The 16959-nt window shown below is 69.4% G+C and carries 18 protein-coding genes; 6 read left to right on the plus strand and 12 right to left on the minus strand.

The annotated features are described in order from the left end of the window. Positions 1-111 precede the first annotated feature (111 nt). The 3 genes from AB0M82_RS25365 to AB0M82_RS25375 are packed head-to-tail and all read right to left on the minus strand — an operon-like array spanning position 112 to position 4039. Positions 112-933, minus strand: a complete 822-nt coding sequence (locus tag AB0M82_RS25365) for a YceI family protein (protein ID WP_364726435.1) — start codon at positions 931-933, stop codon at positions 112-114. Then, positions 930-3512, minus strand: a complete 2583-nt coding sequence (locus tag AB0M82_RS25370) for an MFS transporter (protein ID WP_364726436.1) — start codon at positions 3510-3512, stop codon at positions 930-932. The genes AB0M82_RS25365 and AB0M82_RS25370 overlap by 4 nt, the downstream gene beginning before the upstream one ends. Continuing rightward, positions 3509-4039, minus strand: a complete 531-nt coding sequence (locus AB0M82_RS25375; RefSeq protein ID WP_364726439.1) for a MarR family transcriptional regulator — start codon at positions 4037-4039, stop codon at positions 3509-3511. The genes AB0M82_RS25370 and AB0M82_RS25375 overlap by 4 nt, the downstream gene beginning before the upstream one ends. Before the next feature lie 184 nt (positions 4040-4223). Here AB0M82_RS25375 and AB0M82_RS25380 point away from each other — a divergent pair, with 184 nt between their 5' ends. Beyond that, positions 4224-4649 (plus strand): PPOX class F420-dependent oxidoreductase, encoded by a 426-nt coding sequence (locus AB0M82_RS25380; RefSeq protein ID WP_364726441.1) that lies wholly within the window; start codon positions 4224-4226, stop codon positions 4647-4649. Positions 4650-4708: 59 nt separating this feature from the next. Further along, complete coding sequence (locus tag AB0M82_RS25385) at positions 4709-6097, plus strand: FAD-linked oxidase C-terminal domain-containing protein (protein WP_364726444.1); 1389 nt, start codon at positions 4709-4711, stop codon at positions 6095-6097. On the opposite strand, the gene AB0M82_RS25390 is transcribed toward AB0M82_RS25385, so the two are convergent. From AB0M82_RS25390 to AB0M82_RS25405, 4 genes are all read right to left on the minus strand, one after another. Then, positions 6098-6796, minus strand: coding sequence for a VTT domain-containing protein (locus AB0M82_RS25390; RefSeq protein ID WP_364726447.1), 699 nt, complete (start codon positions 6794-6796; stop codon positions 6098-6100). It abuts the gene before it with no gap. 45 nt (positions 6797-6841) lie between these two features. Continuing rightward, on the minus strand, positions 6842-7234 hold the full coding sequence (locus AB0M82_RS25395; protein ID WP_364726450.1) for a hypothetical protein: 393 nt from the start codon (positions 7232-7234) through the stop codon (positions 6842-6844). 29 nt (positions 7235-7263) lie between these two features. Continuing rightward, positions 7264-8415 carry an N-acetylglucosamine-6-phosphate deacetylase gene (nagA, locus tag AB0M82_RS25400; RefSeq protein WP_364726489.1) on the minus strand — a complete coding sequence of 384 codons (1152 nt, stop codon included), beginning with the start codon at positions 8413-8415 and terminating at the stop codon, positions 7264-7266. Between the two features lie 91 nt (positions 8416-8506). Then, complete coding sequence (locus tag AB0M82_RS25405; RefSeq protein ID WP_364726492.1) at positions 8507-9079, minus strand: SigE family RNA polymerase sigma factor; 573 nt, start codon at positions 9077-9079, stop codon at positions 8507-8509. A gap of 233 nt (positions 9080-9312) precedes the next feature. On the opposite strand from AB0M82_RS25405, the gene AB0M82_RS25410 reads away from it, so the two are divergent. Then, positions 9313-9597 carry a YciI family protein gene (locus AB0M82_RS25410; RefSeq protein WP_364726453.1) on the plus strand — a complete coding sequence of 95 codons (285 nt, stop codon included), beginning with the start codon at positions 9313-9315 and terminating at the stop codon, positions 9595-9597. 12 nt (positions 9598-9609) lie between these two features. Here AB0M82_RS25410 and AB0M82_RS25415 read toward each other — a convergent pair whose 3' ends face one another. Together AB0M82_RS25415 and AB0M82_RS25420 are read right to left on the minus strand one after the other, a co-directional pair. Then, on the minus strand, positions 9610-11082 hold the full coding sequence (locus AB0M82_RS25415) for an NAD(P)/FAD-dependent oxidoreductase (RefSeq protein WP_364726455.1): 1473 nt from the start codon (positions 11080-11082) through the stop codon (positions 9610-9612). A gap of 125 nt (positions 11083-11207) precedes the next feature. Then, positions 11208-12119, minus strand: coding sequence for an SDR family oxidoreductase (locus AB0M82_RS25420; RefSeq protein ID WP_364726457.1), 912 nt, complete (start codon positions 12117-12119; stop codon positions 11208-11210). Positions 12120-12247: 128 nt separating this feature from the next. On the opposite strand from AB0M82_RS25420, the gene AB0M82_RS25425 reads away from it, so the two are divergent. Both AB0M82_RS25425 and fbaA read left to right on the plus strand, forming a co-directional pair. Then, entirely contained in the window at positions 12248-13069 is an 822-nt protein-coding gene (locus AB0M82_RS25425) for an LLM class F420-dependent oxidoreductase (RefSeq protein WP_364726460.1), read from the plus strand. 162 nt (positions 13070-13231) lie between these two features. Further along, positions 13232-14263 (plus strand): class II fructose-bisphosphate aldolase, encoded by a 1032-nt coding sequence (fbaA, locus tag AB0M82_RS25430; protein WP_364726463.1) that lies wholly within the window; start codon positions 13232-13234, stop codon positions 14261-14263. 52 nt (positions 14264-14315) lie between these two features. Here the strand turns inward: fbaA and AB0M82_RS25435 are convergent, their stop codons facing one another. The 3 genes from AB0M82_RS25435 to AB0M82_RS25445 are packed head-to-tail and all read right to left on the minus strand — an operon-like array spanning position 14316 to position 16192. Continuing rightward, entirely contained in the window at positions 14316-14720 is a 405-nt protein-coding gene (locus AB0M82_RS25435) for a type II toxin-antitoxin system VapC family toxin (protein ID WP_364726465.1), read from the minus strand. Continuing rightward, on the minus strand, positions 14713-14991 hold the full coding sequence (locus tag AB0M82_RS25440; protein WP_364726468.1) for a type II toxin-antitoxin system Phd/YefM family antitoxin: 279 nt from the start codon (positions 14989-14991) through the stop codon (positions 14713-14715). The genes AB0M82_RS25435 and AB0M82_RS25440 overlap by 8 nt, the downstream gene beginning before the upstream one ends. Before the next feature lie 22 nt (positions 14992-15013). Then, the gene (locus AB0M82_RS25445; RefSeq protein WP_364726471.1) at positions 15014-16192 is read right to left on the minus strand and encodes a hypothetical protein; all 1179 of its coding nucleotides are present in this window, start codon (positions 16190-16192) and stop codon (positions 15014-15016) included. A gap of 242 nt (positions 16193-16434) precedes the next feature. On the opposite strand from AB0M82_RS25445, the gene AB0M82_RS25450 reads away from it, so the two are divergent. Beyond that, the gene (locus AB0M82_RS25450) at positions 16435-16845 is read left to right on the plus strand and encodes a DUF3151 domain-containing protein (protein ID WP_364726474.1); all 411 of its coding nucleotides are present in this window, start codon (positions 16435-16437) and stop codon (positions 16843-16845) included. The last annotated feature ends 114 nt before the right edge of the window (positions 16846-16959 follow it).

Raw genomic sequence — 16959 nt, forward strand, 5'->3', positions numbered from 1 at the left:
GAGCCTACGTGGCCCAGGTGAACACCCCGCGGCGAACGGCCAAATCGAGCCATCCGGGATTTCAGCTCGCACAAGCCGTGAAGGGCGCCTTACTGGCTGTCAAGCCGCACGTCAGAACCGCGGCAGCGACTCGCCCTGCACCGCTTCGATGTCCAGCTCGACCTTCACCGTCGTGCCGACCGCCGCGACCCCGGCGCGGACCATCGCGCCGTAGTTGATCGCGAAGTCGTTCCGGTGCAGCTGCGTCTCGGCGTGGAACGCGACGCGCACGCCGCCCCACGGGTCCGGGCCCCAGCCGCCGTAGGTGAGCTCCAGCTCGATCTCCCGGCGCTCGCCGTGCAGCGTCAGCTCGCCGAGCAGCGTCCACGAGCCGGCGCCGCGCTGACGCAGCCCAGTGCTCGTGAACGTGATCATCGGGTGCACGTCGACGTCGAGGAAGTCCGGCGAGCGCAGGTGGTCGTCCCGCATCCGGATGTTCGTGTCGATGCTCGCCGCCTTGATCTCGGCGTGCACCGAGGACCGCTCGGCCGGGCGGCCGATCTCGATCCGGCCGGACACGTCCGGGAACCGCGCCTTGATGCTCGCGATGCCCAGGTGCCGCGCGGTCGCGACCACCGACGAGTGCGCCGGGTCGATCACCCACGGCCCGGCGGGCGGCAGGTCGATCGCCTCGGCGACCGGGGCCAGCACGACGTCGCCGAGCGAGCCGGTGCCGTCCGAGGCGATCCGCGCCGTCCGGGCGACCGGGGCGTACCCGGCCGCCGTCACGACGGCGGTGTAGCTGCCCGGGGGAAGCGCCTCGGTGACGACTTCCCCGCGGACGTCCGCGGCCTGCCGGGCGACCTGCCGCCCGGCCGGGTCGGTGACGGTGAGCACGGCGTGCTCCACCGCCCAGCCCTCGGCCGTGCGGAAGGCCGCGCGGAGGCCGGTCATGACCGGTCGACGAGTTCGTCGAGGGCCTGGTCGTAGCTCAGCCGGACGTCGTGGTCCGCTTCGCCGCCGGTGAGCTCCACCTGGCTGGTCGCCGGCGGGTAGCCGCTCGCGACCACGGTGTACGCGCCCGCGGGCAGGTCGCTCACCACGTACCGGCCTTCGCCGTCGGTCCTGGCCACGGCCGCCACGGCGCCTTCGGCGTCGAGCACGGTGATCCGCGCGTCCGGCACCACCCGGTCGCCTTCGGTCCGCGCGGTGCCGGTCAGCTGCACCGAGCTGGCGAGCTCGACGTCGTGGCGCAGCACGCCGCTGTCCGGCACGGTCAGCGTCACCGCGACGGGCCGGTAGCCCGTGCCGCTGGCGACCAGGGTGTAGGCCCCGGCGCCGACCCCGACGAAGGCGTAGGTGCCGTCCGCGGTCGTGATGAACGCGCCGTTCACCTCGCCGCGGCCGTCGGTCAGCGTGACGGTCACGTTCGCCAGCGGCTCGCCGGTCGCGGCCGCCTTGACGGTGCCGGTCAGCTCGCCGGACCCGGTGAGCGTGACGTCGATCGTCGCCGGCCCGTTGCTGATCACGACGCTGGAGGCCTGCGGCTGGTGGCCGTTCGCGGCCACGATGAGCACGTACGCGCCCGGCCCCTGGCTGGGCACCGAGTAACTGCCGTCCGCGGCCCCGGTGGCCCGCGCGACCTGGCGGCCGCGCTGGTCGATCAGGGTCAGCGCGGCACCCGCCACGTGGCTGCCGTCCTGCCGGCGCACGTGTCCGGTCACCGGCACGCCCCCGGCGCTGACCGGAACGTCGAGTTCCGGCTCCGCGACGGAGTTCGTGATCGGCAGCGCGCCCGAAATGGCCTGGTAGTCACCGTGGCCGTTCGTGCTCAGCGCGTGCTTCCCGCCGCCGACGAGGGCCGGCTCACGGTCGACCGCGCGCACCGGCTCGACGATCTCGGTCGGCTGGTCGGCGTGCTCGTCGAGCAGTGCCTCGCCGCCCTCCATGGCCGCCGCGGCCGGGGCCGCGTTGGTCAGCGGGATCTCCTTCATGAACAGCAGCACCACGGTGGCCAGCAGCGCCACCGCACCCGCGATGTAGAACACCGTGGTGATCGAGTCGGTGAAGCCGATCAGGATCGGCGTCTTGATCGCGTCCGGCAGGGTCTGGATCACGCTGGTGTTCTCGGACAGATTGCCGACGCTCGCGCCGGCACCGGCGGGCAGCTGACCGCCGAACGCCTTGGTGATGTTGGGCATCAGGGTGTTGAACAGGACCGTCAGGAAGATCGCGACACCCGCGGTGCCACCGATCTGGCGGAAGAACGTCGCCGACGCGGTGGAGACGCCCATGTCGCTGCGCGGGCCGGCGTTCTGCACGGCGATGATCAGCGTCTGCATGCACTGGCCGAGGCCGAGGCCGATGAGGGCGGCCGCGACCAGCGGGTGCCACAGCGCCGAGTTGTACTCGACCTGCGCGAAGAAAAACGCGCCGCCGGCGATCATGATGGTGCCGACGATCGGGAACACCTTGTAGCGCCCGGTCTTCCCGGTGATCCGGCCGGACACGATCGAGCTGAGCATGATGCCCGCCATCAGTGGCAGCATCAGCAGCCCGGACTCGGTCGGCGTGTAGCCCTGCACGACCTGCATGAACTGCGGGATCATCGTGATCGCGCCGAACATCGCGACACCGACGATGACACCGCCGATGATCGCCACGGTGAACGTCGAGTTCTTGAACAGCCGCAACGGAATCAGCGCGGCTTCCTTCATCCACCGTTCGACCGCGATGAAGGCGATCACACCGACGCCGCCGACGACGTAGCACCAGATGGACTTCTGGTCGCCCCAGCCCCACTTCTGGCCCTGCTCGGCGACGATCAGGAACGGCACCACCGCGACGACCAGTGCGAGCGCGCCCCACCAGTCGATCTTGTGGTCGTGGCGCTCGTGCGGCACGTTCAGCACCCTGGCGACGACGAACAGCGCGAGGATGCCGATCGGGACGTTGATCAGGAAGACCCAGCGCCAGCCGTGGATGTCGTAGCCGAAGATGGTGCCGGCGTGCTCGATGCCGGCGAAGAAGCCGCCGAGCACCGGGCCGAGCACGGTGGACAGGCCGAACACAGCGAGGATGTAACCCTGGTACTTGGCGCGTTCCCGCGGCGGCACGATGTCACCGAGGATCGTCATGGCCAGCGACATCAGGCCGCCGGCGCCGAGGCCCTGCACCGCGCGGAACGCGGCGAGCTCGTACATCGACTGGGCGAAGGCCGAGGCCAGCGAGCCGACCACGAAGATGGTGATCGCGGCCAGGTAGAACGGCTTGCGGCCGTAGATGTCGGACAGCTTGCCGTAGATCGGCGTGACGATCGTCGAGGTGATCAGGTACGCCGTGGTCGCCCACGCCTGCAGGTCGAAGCCGTGCAGGTCGTTGGCGATCTTGACGATCGACGTGCCGACGATCGTCTGGTCCAGCGCGGCGAGGAACATGCCGCACATCAGGCCGCTCAGGATCGTGACGATCTGGCGGTGGCTCAGCCGTGGTGGTTCCTTCGCCACGGGTTGTTCGACGGTGGTGGTGCTCATGCGTTGGCCCCCTTGGCCGGTGCACCGGCGGACGCGTTGGCGTCGGCCAGCTGCGGAGAGTGGTTCTCGATACCTGTGTTGAGCCGGCCGAAGAGGCGGTTCAGGGTCTGGATGTCCCCGTCGGTCCAGTCCCCGAGCACCTCGGCCAGCCACTGGTTGCGCTTCTTGCGGTTCTCTTCGAACACCCGCATGCCCTCGGCTGTCGGCGCGAGCAGGCAGGCACGCCCGTCTTCGGGATCGGCCTGGCGCTCGACGAGGCCGTGCTGGACGAGCGAGCTCGACTGCCTGCTGATCGTGGAGATCTCGGAGTGGAGCGACTCGGCGAGCCGGCTGGTGCGCTGCGGGCCCTCGTGGATGAGGGTGAAGAGGATCGCGTACGCCGCGCGCTCGATGCCGTCCGGACCCTGCTTGGACACCTGCGACTTCGCCTTGTTGATCAGGCGGACCAGGCGCACGAGCTCGTGGCCGAGCTGGTCGGCCAGGTCGAGTTCGGCCGTGGGCCGGGTGGCGGAGGTGTTCGGTGCCATGGGAGTCCTTCAAGGCGTTGGTTGGCGGCTGCAACTAGTTGCCTCAGGCAAGGATGTGCCTTCACTCGCTGTTGTGCAAGCGCGGGCGTGCTCGATGTGTCACAACACACTTTAGTTGTCGTATGCAAGCAGATTTCGAGTGGCCTTCGCGGAACAACGGCGCCGGCCACGGGTTGGAAGAGGTATGACCGACGACACAGCGTTGAAGGACTTCCTCGCCGCGCGCCGCCACGGCGTCCTCGCCACGATCCGCCGTGACGGACGGCCCCAGCTGTCCACGATCAACCACCTGTACGACGCGGCGACGGACACGGTCATCGCGTCGATCACCGAGACCAGGGCGAAGACGAAGAACATGCGCCGCGACCCGCGGGTGACCTACCACGTGGGCAGCGAGGACGGCTGGAGCTACGTGGTCGCGGAGGGCCGGGCGGAGCTGACACCGCCGGCCGCCGCCCGGGACGACGCGACGGTCGAGGCGCTGGTCGACTACTACCGCCGAGCGGCGGGCGAGCACCCGGACTGGGACGAGTACCGGGACGCCATGGTCGCCGACCAGCGGGTGCTGCTGAGGGTGCACATCGACAAACTCCACGGCGTGCTGCGCTGAACCGGCGGATTTGAAACTAAATTTCCGCAGTGCGGACTACCCGGGCTTACGATGAAGCTATGAGCGATTTGGTCACCCGGCTCCGCGACCTGCTCGGCAAGAGCGCCGTGCTCACCGACTCCGACGTCACCGCCTCCTACGCGCGCGACATGATGCCGCTGGCGCCGTCCGGTCAGCCGCTGGCCGTGGTGCTGCCCGCGAACGTCGAGGAGGTGCAGGCCGTCGTCAAGGCGTGCGCCGAAGCGAAGGTGCCGATCGTGCCGCGCGGGGCCGGCAGCGGGCTGTCCGGCGCCGCGAACGCCATCGACGGCTGCGTCACGCTGTCGCTGACCAAGCTCGACCAGATCGTCGAGATCGACGCGGGCAACCGGCTCGCCGTCGTGCAGCCCGGGGTCGTCAACCTGGACTTCCGCAACGCCGTCGAGAAGCACGGCCTGTTCTACCCGCCGGACCCGTCCAGTTACGACTGGTGCACCATCGGCGGCAACCTCTCCACCAACGCCGGCGGCCTCTGCTGCGTGAAGTACGGCGTGACCACCGACTCCGTCCTCGGCCTCGAGGTGGTGCTGGCCGACGGCTCGCTGCTCAAGACCGGCCGCCGCACGGTCAAGGGCGTCGCCGGGTACGACCTCGCCCGGCTGTTCGTCGGCAGCGAGGGCACGCTCGGCGTCATCACGCAGGCCACCGTCCAGCTCAAGCCGCTGCCGCAGGCGCCCTCCACGCTTGTCGCGGGCTTCAGCACCACCGAAGCCGCCGGGGAGGCCGTCGCCCGCGTTGTTCGCGAAGGGCTCGTGCCGTCACTGCTGGAGATCATGGACGCGTCGTCGATCAAGGCGTCCGAGACGTACCTCAAGACCGACCTCGGCGCGGGCTCGAACTGCCGGGCGCTGCTGCTCGGCCAGTCGGACGCGGGCGGCGAGGTCGCCCGCCGCGAGCTGGCCGCGCTGGAGCAGATCTGCGTCGACTGCGGCGCGGACCTCGCGTACACGACCGACGACCTCGAAGAGGGCCGGATGCTCCTGCAGGCCCGCCGGGTCGTGCTGACCGCGCTGGAGACGTACGGCCAGTGGCTCACCGACGACGTCTGCGTCCCGCGCACGCGCATCGCCGAGCTCATCCGCGGCTGCGAGAAGATCAGCGAAGAGGTCGGCCTGCGGATCGCCGTGGTCGGCCACGCCGGCGACGGCAACATGCACCCGACGATCGTCTACCAGCCCGACGACCCGGACGAGTTCGCCCGCGCCCGGCGCGCGTTCGACGAGATCCTGGAGGTCGGCCTGGCGCTGGGTGGCACGGTGACCGGCGAACACGGCGTCGGGAAGATCAAGCGGGAGTGGCTGGCACGGGAGATCGGGCCGATCGGGATTCGGGTGCACCGGCAGATCAAGCAGGCCCTGGACCCGGAGAACCTGTTCAACCCGGGTTCGATGTTCTCGATGACCGAATGATCAGTCCTTGATGCGCGGGATCCGCTGCGTGACCTCGGGGTCGGTCTCCGCGACCGCCTTCTTCTCACGCCGCGACTTCAGGTACTCGAGCACGATCGGCACCACCGAGATCAGCACGATCAGCACGAAGATCGCGTCGATGTTCTTGCCGATGAACGGGATGTCGCCGAGCAGGTAGCCGAGGATCGTGATGCCCGCGGCCCAGAAGATGCCGCCGATCACGGTGTAGGTGAAGTAGGTCTTGGGGCTCATCCGGCCGATGCCGGCGATCCAGGTGATGAAGGTCCGAACAAAGGGCACGAACCGGGCCAGTACGACCGCTTTCGGACCATGCTTCTCCAGGAACGCATGCGTTTTGTCGACGTGTTCTCGCTTGAAGAACTTCGAGTCTGGCCGGTTGAACAGCTTGGGCCCGGCGAAGTAGCCGATGTAGTAGCCCACGACGTTGCCGAGTAGCGCGGCCACGGTCACGAGTACGCAGGTCAGCGGGAGCGGCAACAGCTTGCCGTTCGCGATGAGCAGGCCGGCCGTGAACAACAGTGAGTCGCCGGGCAGCACCGGGAAGACGCTGCTCTCGATGAAGATGATGAGGCACAGCACGGCGACGGCCGGGCCTGCCACGCCATCGAGCAGGACGTTCGGGTCCAGCCATGACGGCAGCAGGGACATCGTGTTGACCGTGCTCTGGGCGAGAATCACCTGGAAAACGGTACAGGGTCACCCTGAGTCGTGGCTGAGACCCGGTCAGACCAGCGTGAGCAGCCCCACCACGGACCCCGCCGCGAGGCCCAGCAGCACCGCCAGCAGCAGGATCCAGTACGCGGGCAGCTGCGCGCCCGACGTCGCTCGCCGGACCGTCACGGGTTCCGGGGGAGGCGGCGAGAGCTGGGGACGCGGCGACAACGCCGTCGGCGCGTCGGCCGCGTCCAGGGCGGCTCGCTCGCGCTCCAGTGAGTCCGCGCCGGCGCCCGAGAGCAGCCCGTACGCCGAGGGCAGTTCGTTGATCGCGCTGGTCGGGACGGCGTCGGTGCCCGGCTCGGACTCCTTCGCCGGCGGCGGCGACGCCTGCGGGGCGAAGACGGCTTGCGCGCGAAGGGCGTCCGCCAGCAGCTGCTCGGGGTCCTTCGGCTCGCTCATCCCGCCCGTCCGTCTCCTCGAAGTCAGTATTACGTGCTCAAGGTAGCTGTACCCACCTCGGCGACCCATTCACCCCGGCGCAGCACCTTCGCCGGCCGGAGGTCCTGGTCGAGGACCACGAGGTCGGCCGCGTAGCCCTGGCACAGCATCCCGGTGCGGTCGGCGAGGCCGAGCAGTTCGGCGGGCCGCCGCGACGTCGCGTGCACCGCGTCGAGAATGTCGAGTTTGGCACCCCGCACCAGGTTGCGGAAGGCGGTGTCCATCGTCAGGGTGCTGCCGGCCAGCGAGCCGTTGTCGGCGAGGGTGGCGACGCCGTCGTGCACGTCGACCTCGAGCCTGCCCAGCGTGTAGCGGCCGTCGGCGGCGTCGGTGGCCGACATCGCGTCGGTGACCAGCACCGTCCGGTTCCGGCCCGCGTGCTTCGCGGCCAGCCGCACCACGGTCGGGTGCAGGTGCACCAGGTCGCAGATGAGCTCGATGGTGATGCGCTCGTCGTCCAGCAGCGCCCCGATCGGGCCGGGCTCGCGGTGGTGCAGCGGCCGCATGCCGTTGAACAGGTGGGTCGCGACCGTCGCGCCCGCGTCGATGGCCGGCAGCAGCTGCTCCTCGACGCCGTCGGTGTGCCCGATGGCGGCGATGACGCCGGACTCGGCCAGCTGCCGGACGGCCTTCACGCCGCCGTGCAGCTCGGGGGCGATGGTGACCATCCGGATCGCGCCCTGGCCGGCGCGCAGCAGCTTGTCGACCGTGCCGGTGTCCGGCTCGATCAGCGTCTCCGGGTCGTGCGCCCCGCAGCGGGCCTTCGAAATGAACGGCCCTTCCAGGTGGATGCCCGCGACCTCGCCGTCCTGGACGAGCTCACGCAGCGCCGCCACCTGCTCACGCAGGACGTCCACCGGGTCGGAGACCAGGCTGGCGAGCATGGTCGTGGTGCCGTGACGGCGGTGCGCTCGCACCGCCGTCAGGAGTTCTCCGGGATCGAGGGAGGTGAACGAGCCACCTCCCCCGCCGTGGCAGTGGGTGTCGACGAACCCGGGCACGACCAGCGCCCCGCCGACGTCCACGTGCTCGCCGGACGGCGGGGTCCCCGAACCCACGCCGGCGATCCGCCCGTCGGAGACGGCTACCCAGCCGTCGTCGAGTACACGGTCCGGGGCGGCGACCCGGCCGCCCATGATCACGAAATCTCCGGCGCCTCTCACGCGCCCCAGCATATATTGGTCTGGACCAAGCATGGTGATACGACTCGGTGACGGCGGTGGTCCACCCGGGTCACTGGGGAGCTTGCATGGCCTTCTGGAGCGCCTCGAGCGCCCGGCTGGCGGTCGACTTAACCGTACCCTTCGAGATGCCCGCGGCCTCGGAGATTTCGGCTTCGCTCAGCCCGCCGTAGTAACGCAGCACCAGCACCTCGCGCTGGCGGGGCGGCAGCTTGGACAGCGCGCTGACCACCGCCTGGTGCTCGCTGGAGAGCATCGCGAGGCTTTCGGCGGACCGCGCGTTCACCGCGTGCGGCGGCACGTACTCGCGGGCGGTCTTGCGGCGGCGCAGCACGCTGCGCGACCCGTTGACCACGGCGGTGCGCAGGTAGCCGACGGCGGCCGCGGCGTCCCGGAGCCTGCTCCAGTTGCGGTGCAGGCCGGTGAAGGCCTCCTGGACGACGTCTTCCGCCGTCGCGGGCTCGTCGACCAGCAGGATCGCCAGCCGGACCAGCCGCATCCGGTGCTGGCGGTAGAGGTCTTCGAGGGTCAGTGGCGCGGGCGTCTGCGCCGGGGCCGGACCGTCCATGACCCGCAGCTGGCCGAGGGTCGCCTCGACACTGCGTTCCGCATTGCCCTCGAGCATGAACCCCTGCCTGTCTTCGACCACCATCCGGCCGTGCCGGTCGTCCCGGGCGGGATCAGGCACGGTGTGCCGCGTCAGCAGGTTCACGGTATTCACAGCGCTCACACAGGTACTGACGCGGGCTCAGCCTATCGGGTTGGCCTGCTGTAGCTACAGATCGGATACCGGCACACAGTTGTGACACGCGGGTAGCGTCGGGTCCGTTCACCACCCGCCCGATCCCGGAGTGCCCGATGGCCTGGTTCCTCGTCGAAATCACCTACGTCCAGGAGAAGATGCCGGAGGTCCGGCCGCGGCACCGCGACTTCCTGCGCGCGCTGGCCGAGCAGGGCCGCGTCGCGGTCGCCGGGCCGCTCGGCGACGGCACCGGCGGCCTCACGCTCTACCAGGCCGACGACGAAGCGCACCTGAAGGAGACGATCGACCAGGACCCGTACTTCCTGGAGGGCGTCGTCGCCGAGCGGAGCGTCCGCGAGTTCAAGCCGGTGATCGGCGCCTGGGTGCCCGACGCCTCATAGGCCGGGCGCCGGTCATGACGCGCGTCCGCTGAGCTCGAAGTCGGCCGGGTCCACCTTCCGCGTCTCCAGCCAGTATCGCCACGTGAAGCCGGGCCAGATCGTCCGGTTGACGCCCTTGGCATCGAGGTACCAGCTCTTGCAGCCGCCCTGCGTCCAGACGCCCTTGACCAGTTTGTCCTGGATGTCCTGCTGGAACTTCTCCTGCGCGTCCGGCCGGACGTCGAGCGCGGCGGCGTCGCGGGAGTCGGCGAGCTTGATGGCGTCGACGACGTACCGCGCCTGCGCCTCGATCATGAACACGACGGAGTTGTGGCCCAGCGCGGTGTTCGGGCCGAGCAGGAAGAACAGGTTCGGATAGCCGGACACGGTGATGCCCTTGTGCGTCCGCATCCCCTCGGCCGCCCACTCCTTGGCGAGGTTGCGGCCGTCGACGCCGGTGATGTCGAGGTACTCCAGCGCGTCGGTGACCTTGAAGCCGGTGCCGTAGACGATCGCGTCGACCTCGTGCTCGACGCCGGCGCGGTCGACGATCGAGTGTGCCCTGACCTCCGCGACGCCGTCGGTGACGACGTCGACGTTCGGCCGGTTCAGCGCCGGGTAGTAGTCGTTGGAGATCAGGACGCGCTTGCAGCCCATCGTGTAGCCGGGCGTGACCTTCTTGCGCAGCGCGGGATCCTCGATGCCCTTGGCGATGTTCCGCTTCGCGATCAGCTCGCCCGCCTTCATGATCGCGGGGTGGCCGTTGAAGCCGATGGCGCGCGCTTCGAGGAGCCAGTACAGCGCGTCGCGGTAGGCCCGCTGGGTGCCGGGGACGCGGCGGAACAGCGTCCGCACCCACGCCGGCATCGCGTGGTCCGGCTTCGGCATGATCCACGGCGGCGTGCGCTGGAAGAGCGTCAGCTCGGCGACGTCGGGGGCGATCTCCGGGACGAACTGGACGGCGCTGGCGCCGGTGCCGACGACGGCGACCTTCTTGCCGCGCAGGTCGTACTCGTGGTCCCAGCGCGCGGAGTGCCAGGTCCGGCCCTCGAACCGTTCGATCCCGGGCAGTTCGGGGATCTGCGGGATGTGCAGGCCGCCGACGCCGGCGACGAGGAACCGCGCCGAGAACTCGTGGCCGTCCTTCGTCGTCGCCGTCCAGCGGCGCTCCCGCTCGTCCCAGTGGGCGCCGGTGAGCTCGACGCCGAACCGGATCTTTTCGCGGAGCCGGTACTTGCCGGCGACGCCCTTGAGGTAGTCGAAGATCTCCGGCTGCGGCGAGAACGACCGTGACCAGTCCGGGTTCTGCTCGTACGAGAACGAGTACATGTGCGACTGCACGTCGCACGCGCACCCGGGGTACGAGTTGTCGCGCCAGGTGCCGCCCACCTCGCCGGCCTTCTCCAGGATCACGTAGTCCCGGATGCCGGCCTTTTCGAGCTGGATCGCCTGGCCGAGCCCGGAGAACCCGGTGCCAACGATCACGACCTTGAACCGCTCGGTCATCTGTCGGCCTCCGCTGCTTCGAGGATGCTGCTGCCCAGATGACGTTACCTCAAGTAACAGTTACTTGGAAGTACTCCCTACCTGTCAGTACGCGCCCCGAGCTTCGCGTACCTGGCAGGACACGTTCACCCCTTGGTGGCGGCCCGCCCGCCGTGGCCGGTGACCGCCGACTCGAACGCACCGCGCGCCTCGATGTCGGCCAGCGCGGCCTTGTCCGCCGAAGGTACCCGGCCGCGCGAGCCGATCTCGATGACCGGCGGCAGGAAAGCGCGGAACAGCTTCAGTCCGCCGACCCAGCGCGGCACGTGAATCGTGCGGGCGCGCTTGAGGAGGCCGGCTTCGAGGTCGTCCAGGGCGACGTCCAGCGGGTAGGTCTTCCCGATCAGGCCCGGCATCGACGCGCGGAGCTTGCCGAACACCGGGTGCGCGTCGGCGCTCTCGACCAGGTCGGTGCGGATCCACGTCGGGTGCGCGACGCCGACCTTGACGCCGAGGTGGGCGACCTCGGCGCGGAGGCTGTTCGAAAACGCCTCGACGCCGGCTTTGGCGGCGGCGTAGTTGGCCATGCCCGGCGCGTGGGTGATCGCGGCGAGGGACGAGATCGCCAGCAGGTAGCCCCGGCGCTCGATGACGTGCGGGAGCGTGACGCGGAAGGTGCGCCAGACGCCGAGCAGGTCGACCTCGATGACCTTTTCGAACGCGGCCCGGTCGACCGAGCGGACGAAGCCCGCGGTCGCGATGCCGGCGTTCGCGATGACGACGTCGATCCCGCCGAAGTGCTCGACGACGCCGGTGACCGCGTGCTCGAGCGCGTCCCAGCTCGTGACGTCGGCTTCCCAGGCGCGCGCGTTCGGTCCGATCCGGTCGGCGACCTTCCGCTGCTCCTCGGCTTCGAGTCCGACGAGGGCGACCTTCGCGCCGCGTGCGGCGAGCCGTTCGGCCAGCCCGGCGCCGATGCCGCGGGCGGCGCCGGTGATCAGCACGACCTTGCCGTCGACGTTCTTGGTGTTCCTGAGCAGCGAAAACGGGTGGGCCACGGTGTCCTCCCGGACGTCTAACGTCGCTTTCGGGGAGGACCGTACCTCAACTTACCCGCAGTAAGCTACTGGAAAGTAAGTTCGGTCGGGCGGGAGGAAAACCGGGTTCTCGCGCGTTGGAGTGTTCCATGGCAATCGAACTGGGCAAGCTCGGTATCTGGCGGTACTACGGAAACGTCGACGCGAAGTTCGCGGCGGAGGCGGAGAAGCTCGGCTACGGCGCGATCTGGCTGGGCGGCTCCCCCAGCGGCGACCTCGCGTTCGTCGACGATCTGCTCGCCGCGACGGACTCGCTGGTCATCGCGACCGGCATCGTGAACATCTGGCAGGACGAAGCCGCTTCGATCGCGAAGGTGTACGAGCGGATCGCCGGGAAGTACCCGGACCGCTTCCTCCTCGGCGTCGGCGCGGGCCACCGCGAGGCGACCACGGAGTACAAGAAGCCGTACGCGGCGCTGGTCGACTACCTCGACAGCCTGGACGCGGCGGGAGTGCCCGTCGAAGGCCGCGCGCTGGCCGCCCTCGGCCCGAAGGTGGTCAAGCTCGCCGGGGACCGCACCGCCGGCGCACACCCGTACCTCGTCACGCCGCAGCACACCCGCGAGGCCCGCGAAATCCTGGGCGAGGGCAAGCTGCTGGCCCCGGAGCACAAGGTCGTCGTCGAGACCGACATCGAGAAGGCGCGCGCGATCGGCCGCGCCACGGTCAAGTACTACCTCGGGCTCTCGAACTACGTCGCCAACCTGCGGAAACTCGGCTTCACGGACGAGGACGTCGAAGGCGAGGGCAGTGACCGCCTGATCGATGCGCTGGCCCTGCGCGGCGACGTGGAAACGGTCGCCCAGGGCCTCCGCGCCCACTTCGAAGCGGGCGCGGACCACGTCAACATCCAGGTGCTGAACGAGGACCCGTGGCCGGCGTACCGCGCGCTGGCCGCGGCGCTGCGCTGAGCGGGTGATCCCGCCCGGTCGCCGGTTCCGCCGGTGGCCGGGCGTGCCGCGTTCTGAACCGATTCCACGTGCGCGGAAGTTTCTGCGCGGGGACCGGTGTGCGGCGGCGGCACACCTCGTACGATGCGGTCGGGACCCACCCTGTGCCAAGGAGGAGTAACGATGCCCATCGCCACCCCCGAGGTCTACGCGGAGATGCTCGACCGGGCCAAGGCGAACGAGTTCGCCTACCCGGCCATCAACGTGACCTCGTCCGAGACCGTGAACGCCGCCATCCGCGGCTTCGCCGAGGCGGAGAGCGACGGGATCATCCAGTTCTCCACCGGCGGCGCGGAGTTCGCGTCGGGCCAGAAGGTCAAGGACATGGTGACCGGCGCGACGGCGCTCGCGGAGTTCGCCCAAGTTGTGGCCGCGAAGTACGACGTGAACGTCGCGCTGCACACCGACCACTGCCCGAAGGACAAGCTGGACGGCTTCGTCCGCCCGCTGATCGAGATCTCGGCGGAGCGCGTCAAGAACGGCCAGAACCCGCTGTTCCAGTCCCACATGTGGGACGGCTCGGCGATCGACCTCGACGAGAACCTGGAGATCGCCGCGGAGCTGCTGGCCCAGACGGCGGCCGCGAAGATCATCCTCGAGGTCGAGATCGGCGTCGTCGGCGGCGAAGAGGACGGCGTCGAAGCCGAAATCAACGAGAAGCTGTACACCGCCGAGGGCGACTTCCTGAAGACGATCGACGCGCTCGGCGCCGGCGAGAAGGGCCGCTACCTGCTGGCGGCGACGTTCGGCAACGTGCACGGCGTGTACAAGCCGGGCAACGTGAAGCTGCGCCCGGACGTGCTGAAGGGCGGCCAGGAAGCGGCGTCGAAGAAGCTCGGCCTGGACGCGGGTTCGAAGCCGTTCGAGCTGGTCTTCCACGGCGGTTCGGGCTCGCTGCCGGAGGAGATCCGCGAGGCGGTGTCGTACGGCGTGGTGAAGATGAACGTCGACACGGACACGCAGTACGCGTTCACTCGCCCGATCGTGGACCACTTCTTCAAGAACTACGACGGAGTGCTGAAGATCGACGGCGAGGTCGGCAACAAGAAGGTCTACGACCCGCGGTCGTACCTCAAGGCCGCGGAGGCCGGGATGGCCCAGCGCGTGGTCGAGGCCTGCCAGGCCCTCGGCTCGGCTGGCACGAAGCTCAAGTAAGACGCGCACGAAGGGCGGCACTTTCACGTGAAAGTGCCGCCCTTCGTCGTGTTCAGACCTCGACGACTTCGAGCAGGCTCTCGAGGCCCTTGAAGTCCTTCGTATTGCGGGTGTACAGCGGCAAGTTCCGTGACGACGCGATCGCCGCGATCATCAAGTCCATTTTGCGCGGCCGAGGATCGCGCTTTGCCGCCACGGTGAGCGCTGCCAATGAGCCGAACCGTGTGGAGGCATCGGTGTCGAACGGAAGCGCCACGTAGTCCACCATCGCCGCTGCGAGGTCTTCCGTGCGCGCAGCCTTGGTGACTGGATCCTTCGCCAACGCGACGCCTTGGTGGAGTTCGGCCATCGTGACTGTCGTGATCTGGTGGACAACCGGCAGCTTCTCCGGATTCAGGTCGACGAGGTCGAGGTAGACGCAGGTGTCGAGCACGCCCAGTTCGTGCCGTTCAGCCACGAGACCGTTCCCATGGGTTGTCGTCATCGGTCAGGCGGTCCTCGCCGAAGAACTCGTCTGCCTCACGGCGCAGCTCTGCGGCGTCCACGCGAGGTAGCCGCCTGCGCCGGGCAATTATTTCCTCGGTGGTGAGCTGGCGTCGCTGGGTCAGTGGTCGCAGCTCGGCGATCTCCACGCCGTTGCGGGTGACGTGGAAGGTCTCGCCGGCTTCGACGGCGTCCATGACCGCGGCAGAGCTGTTGCGAAACTCCCGTTGGCTGATGATCTTCACAACACAAGTGTAGCACCGTGTGCTACGCCGAGACCTGCCGTGCCGTCCAACGACGTGACACCGGACCAGCCGCCGCCCACAGGACGAACAGCCCGGCCAGCGCCACCGCCGCCGTCCAGTACGCCACCGGCGGGGCCGACTCCGTGTGCGCGTCACCCAGCACCCACGGCCGGAACTGCGACTGCAGCCACAGCGCGCCGTACCCGAACGCCGTCACGAGCAGGGCGCCGACGCCCGCCGTGAGGACTCCGTGGCCCCGGCCGATCACGAACGCCAGGTCGACCGCGAGGCCCACCGCCAGCAGGTAGAACGGGATCGTCGACGCCGGGAAACCCAGCCCGACCAGCAGCGGCCACATCACCGAGCGGTAGGCGACGTACGCCAGCGCCACCAGTGAAGCCGACCAGCGGCGGCCCAGCGTCTGCCGGGCCAGCGCCAGGATCAGCGCCATCACGCCGATGCCCCACAGCGGGTACACCCACTCCGGGATCGGCATCGTGAAGTGCAGGACCGCGGTCCGGTCGACCGGGTGCCCGATCTGGCCGGCCGCGAAGTCCAGCAGCGACGGCTCCGCCTCCGGCGTCCCGCGCTCCCACGCCCGCAGGCCGAGGATGCCGTACTCCTGCTGGCCGTTCGGGAAGAACGTGTTCTCGAGGAAGAACGCCCACAGCGCGAGCAGCACGCCCGTCCGGAAGCGGCCCCGCGGGGAAAGCCGCAGCCAGCCCAGCAGGACGCCCGCCTGCATGATGCCCGTGCCCAGGTAGAGCATCATGTGGGACGGGCTCCACGCGGTCAGGTCGAGGCCGTTGACGCGGTGGTTGATGACGTCCAGCGGCGCCGCCACCAGGAACATCAGCAGACCGATCTGCATCAGCCTCAGCGACGTCTTGTCGGCGCCAAGGCCGGTGTAGCTGTGGATCGCCACCAGCACCACGATGATCACCGTGCCGACGGTGTTGATCAGGTGCGGCGGCGCCAGGTCGTCGCGCAGCCACATGAAGTGCCACGACATGTCCCAGGACGAGCCGACCAGCTTGAACGCGAACGCCGCCAGCCACATCCCGTAGCAGAACCGCAGCACCCAGTCCGGCGTCGGCTGCCCGGGGGCGCCGCGGTGCCAGTGCCGCGTGAAGAACAGCCGCGTCTTGCCGATCGGGCTGCGCGGGATCACGTCCTCCGGGACGTCGACTGCCTTGGCCATGCCCGACATCATGGCCGGTGTTGGTCACGAGTGGGCCAAGACCGTGGCGAAAGACGCCAAAATCCGGGTTCACCCCTACGGGTCACGGATTTGCCTCAGGCCGGGGACCGTTGGCAGGGTGTGCCGCCATGATGCCGAAACGAGTTGTCGCGGGCGTGCTGATCGCCGCGTTGCTGCTGGCCGGCGGCGGGGTTCTCGGGAGCCTGTTCTTCTGATTCGCGGGCGTGGGCAGAATGGGCGTCATGACCCACAACCTGCTCGGCCCCGAGCCGACGCTGCTGCCCGAGCACACCACCGCCCAGGCCGCGCTCGACGCCGGGAACGACCCGGCGGCCGTCGCCGCCGAACACCCCGACTACAGCGAAGCGTGGGCTTCGCTGGCCGAGAAGGCCCTGGACGCGGGTGAGACCGTCGCCGCGTACGCGTACGCCCGCACCGGTTACCACCGGGGTCTCGACCAGCTGCGCCGCGCGGGCTGGAAGGGCTTCGGCCCGGTGCCGTGGACGCACCGCCCGAACCAGGGGTTCCTGCGCGCCCTCGCCGTGCTCGGCAAGGCCGCCGGGAAGATCGGCGAGGCCGAGGAGTACGAGCGCTGCAAGACCTTCCTCGCCGACTCCGACCCCGCCGCGTCCGAGGCCACCGGCCTGAAGTGACCCAAGTCCGTGAATGTCGGGCGGATTCACGCGGTGGTTGCAACACCTGTTGTTTGTTGATCCAACAGTAGCGCGGTGAGGGCCTCGGCTGGTGTCCGCCAGCCGAGGGTCTCC

The organism is Amycolatopsis sp. NPDC051128, from assembly GCF_040682715.1.
GTDB lineage: Bacteria > Actinomycetota > Actinomycetes > Mycobacteriales > Pseudonocardiaceae > Amycolatopsis.

Coding starts and splice junctions, on each gene's coding strand:
- AB0M82_RS25365 (WP_364726435.1), bottom strand. CDS start 933: ATGACCGGCCTCCGCGCGGCCTTCCGCACGGCCGAGGGCTGGGCGGTG.
- AB0M82_RS25370 (WP_364726436.1), bottom strand. CDS start 3,512: ATGAGCACCACCACCGTCGAACAACCCGTGGCGAAGGAACCACCACGG.
- AB0M82_RS25375 (WP_364726439.1), bottom strand. CDS start 4,039: ATGGCACCGAACACCTCCGCCACCCGGCCCACGGCCGAACTCGACCTG.
- AB0M82_RS25380 (WP_364726441.1), top strand. CDS start 4,224: ATGACCGACGACACAGCGTTGAAGGACTTCCTCGCCGCGCGCCGCCAC.
- AB0M82_RS25385 (WP_364726444.1), top strand. CDS start 4,709: ATGAGCGATTTGGTCACCCGGCTCCGCGACCTGCTCGGCAAGAGCGCC.
- AB0M82_RS25395 (WP_364726450.1), bottom strand. CDS start 7,234: ATGAGCGAGCCGAAGGACCCCGAGCAGCTGCTGGCGGACGCCCTTCGC.
- AB0M82_RS25405 (WP_364726492.1), bottom strand. CDS start 9,079: ATGCTCGAGGGCAATGCGGAACGCAGTGTCGAGGCGACCCTCGGCCAG.
- AB0M82_RS25410 (WP_364726453.1), top strand. CDS start 9,313: ATGGCCTGGTTCCTCGTCGAAATCACCTACGTCCAGGAGAAGATGCCG.
- AB0M82_RS25415 (WP_364726455.1), bottom strand. CDS start 11,082: ATGACCGAGCGGTTCAAGGTCGTGATCGTTGGCACCGGGTTCTCCGGG.
- AB0M82_RS25425 (WP_364726460.1), top strand. CDS start 12,248: ATGGCAATCGAACTGGGCAAGCTCGGTATCTGGCGGTACTACGGAAAC.
- fbaA (WP_364726463.1), top strand. CDS start 13,232: ATGCCCATCGCCACCCCCGAGGTCTACGCGGAGATGCTCGACCGGGCC.
- AB0M82_RS25445 (WP_364726471.1), bottom strand. CDS start 16,192: ATGGCCAAGGCAGTCGACGTCCCGGAGGACGTGATCCCGCGCAGCCCG.
- AB0M82_RS25450 (WP_364726474.1), top strand. CDS start 16,435: ATGACCCACAACCTGCTCGGCCCCGAGCCGACGCTGCTGCCCGAGCAC.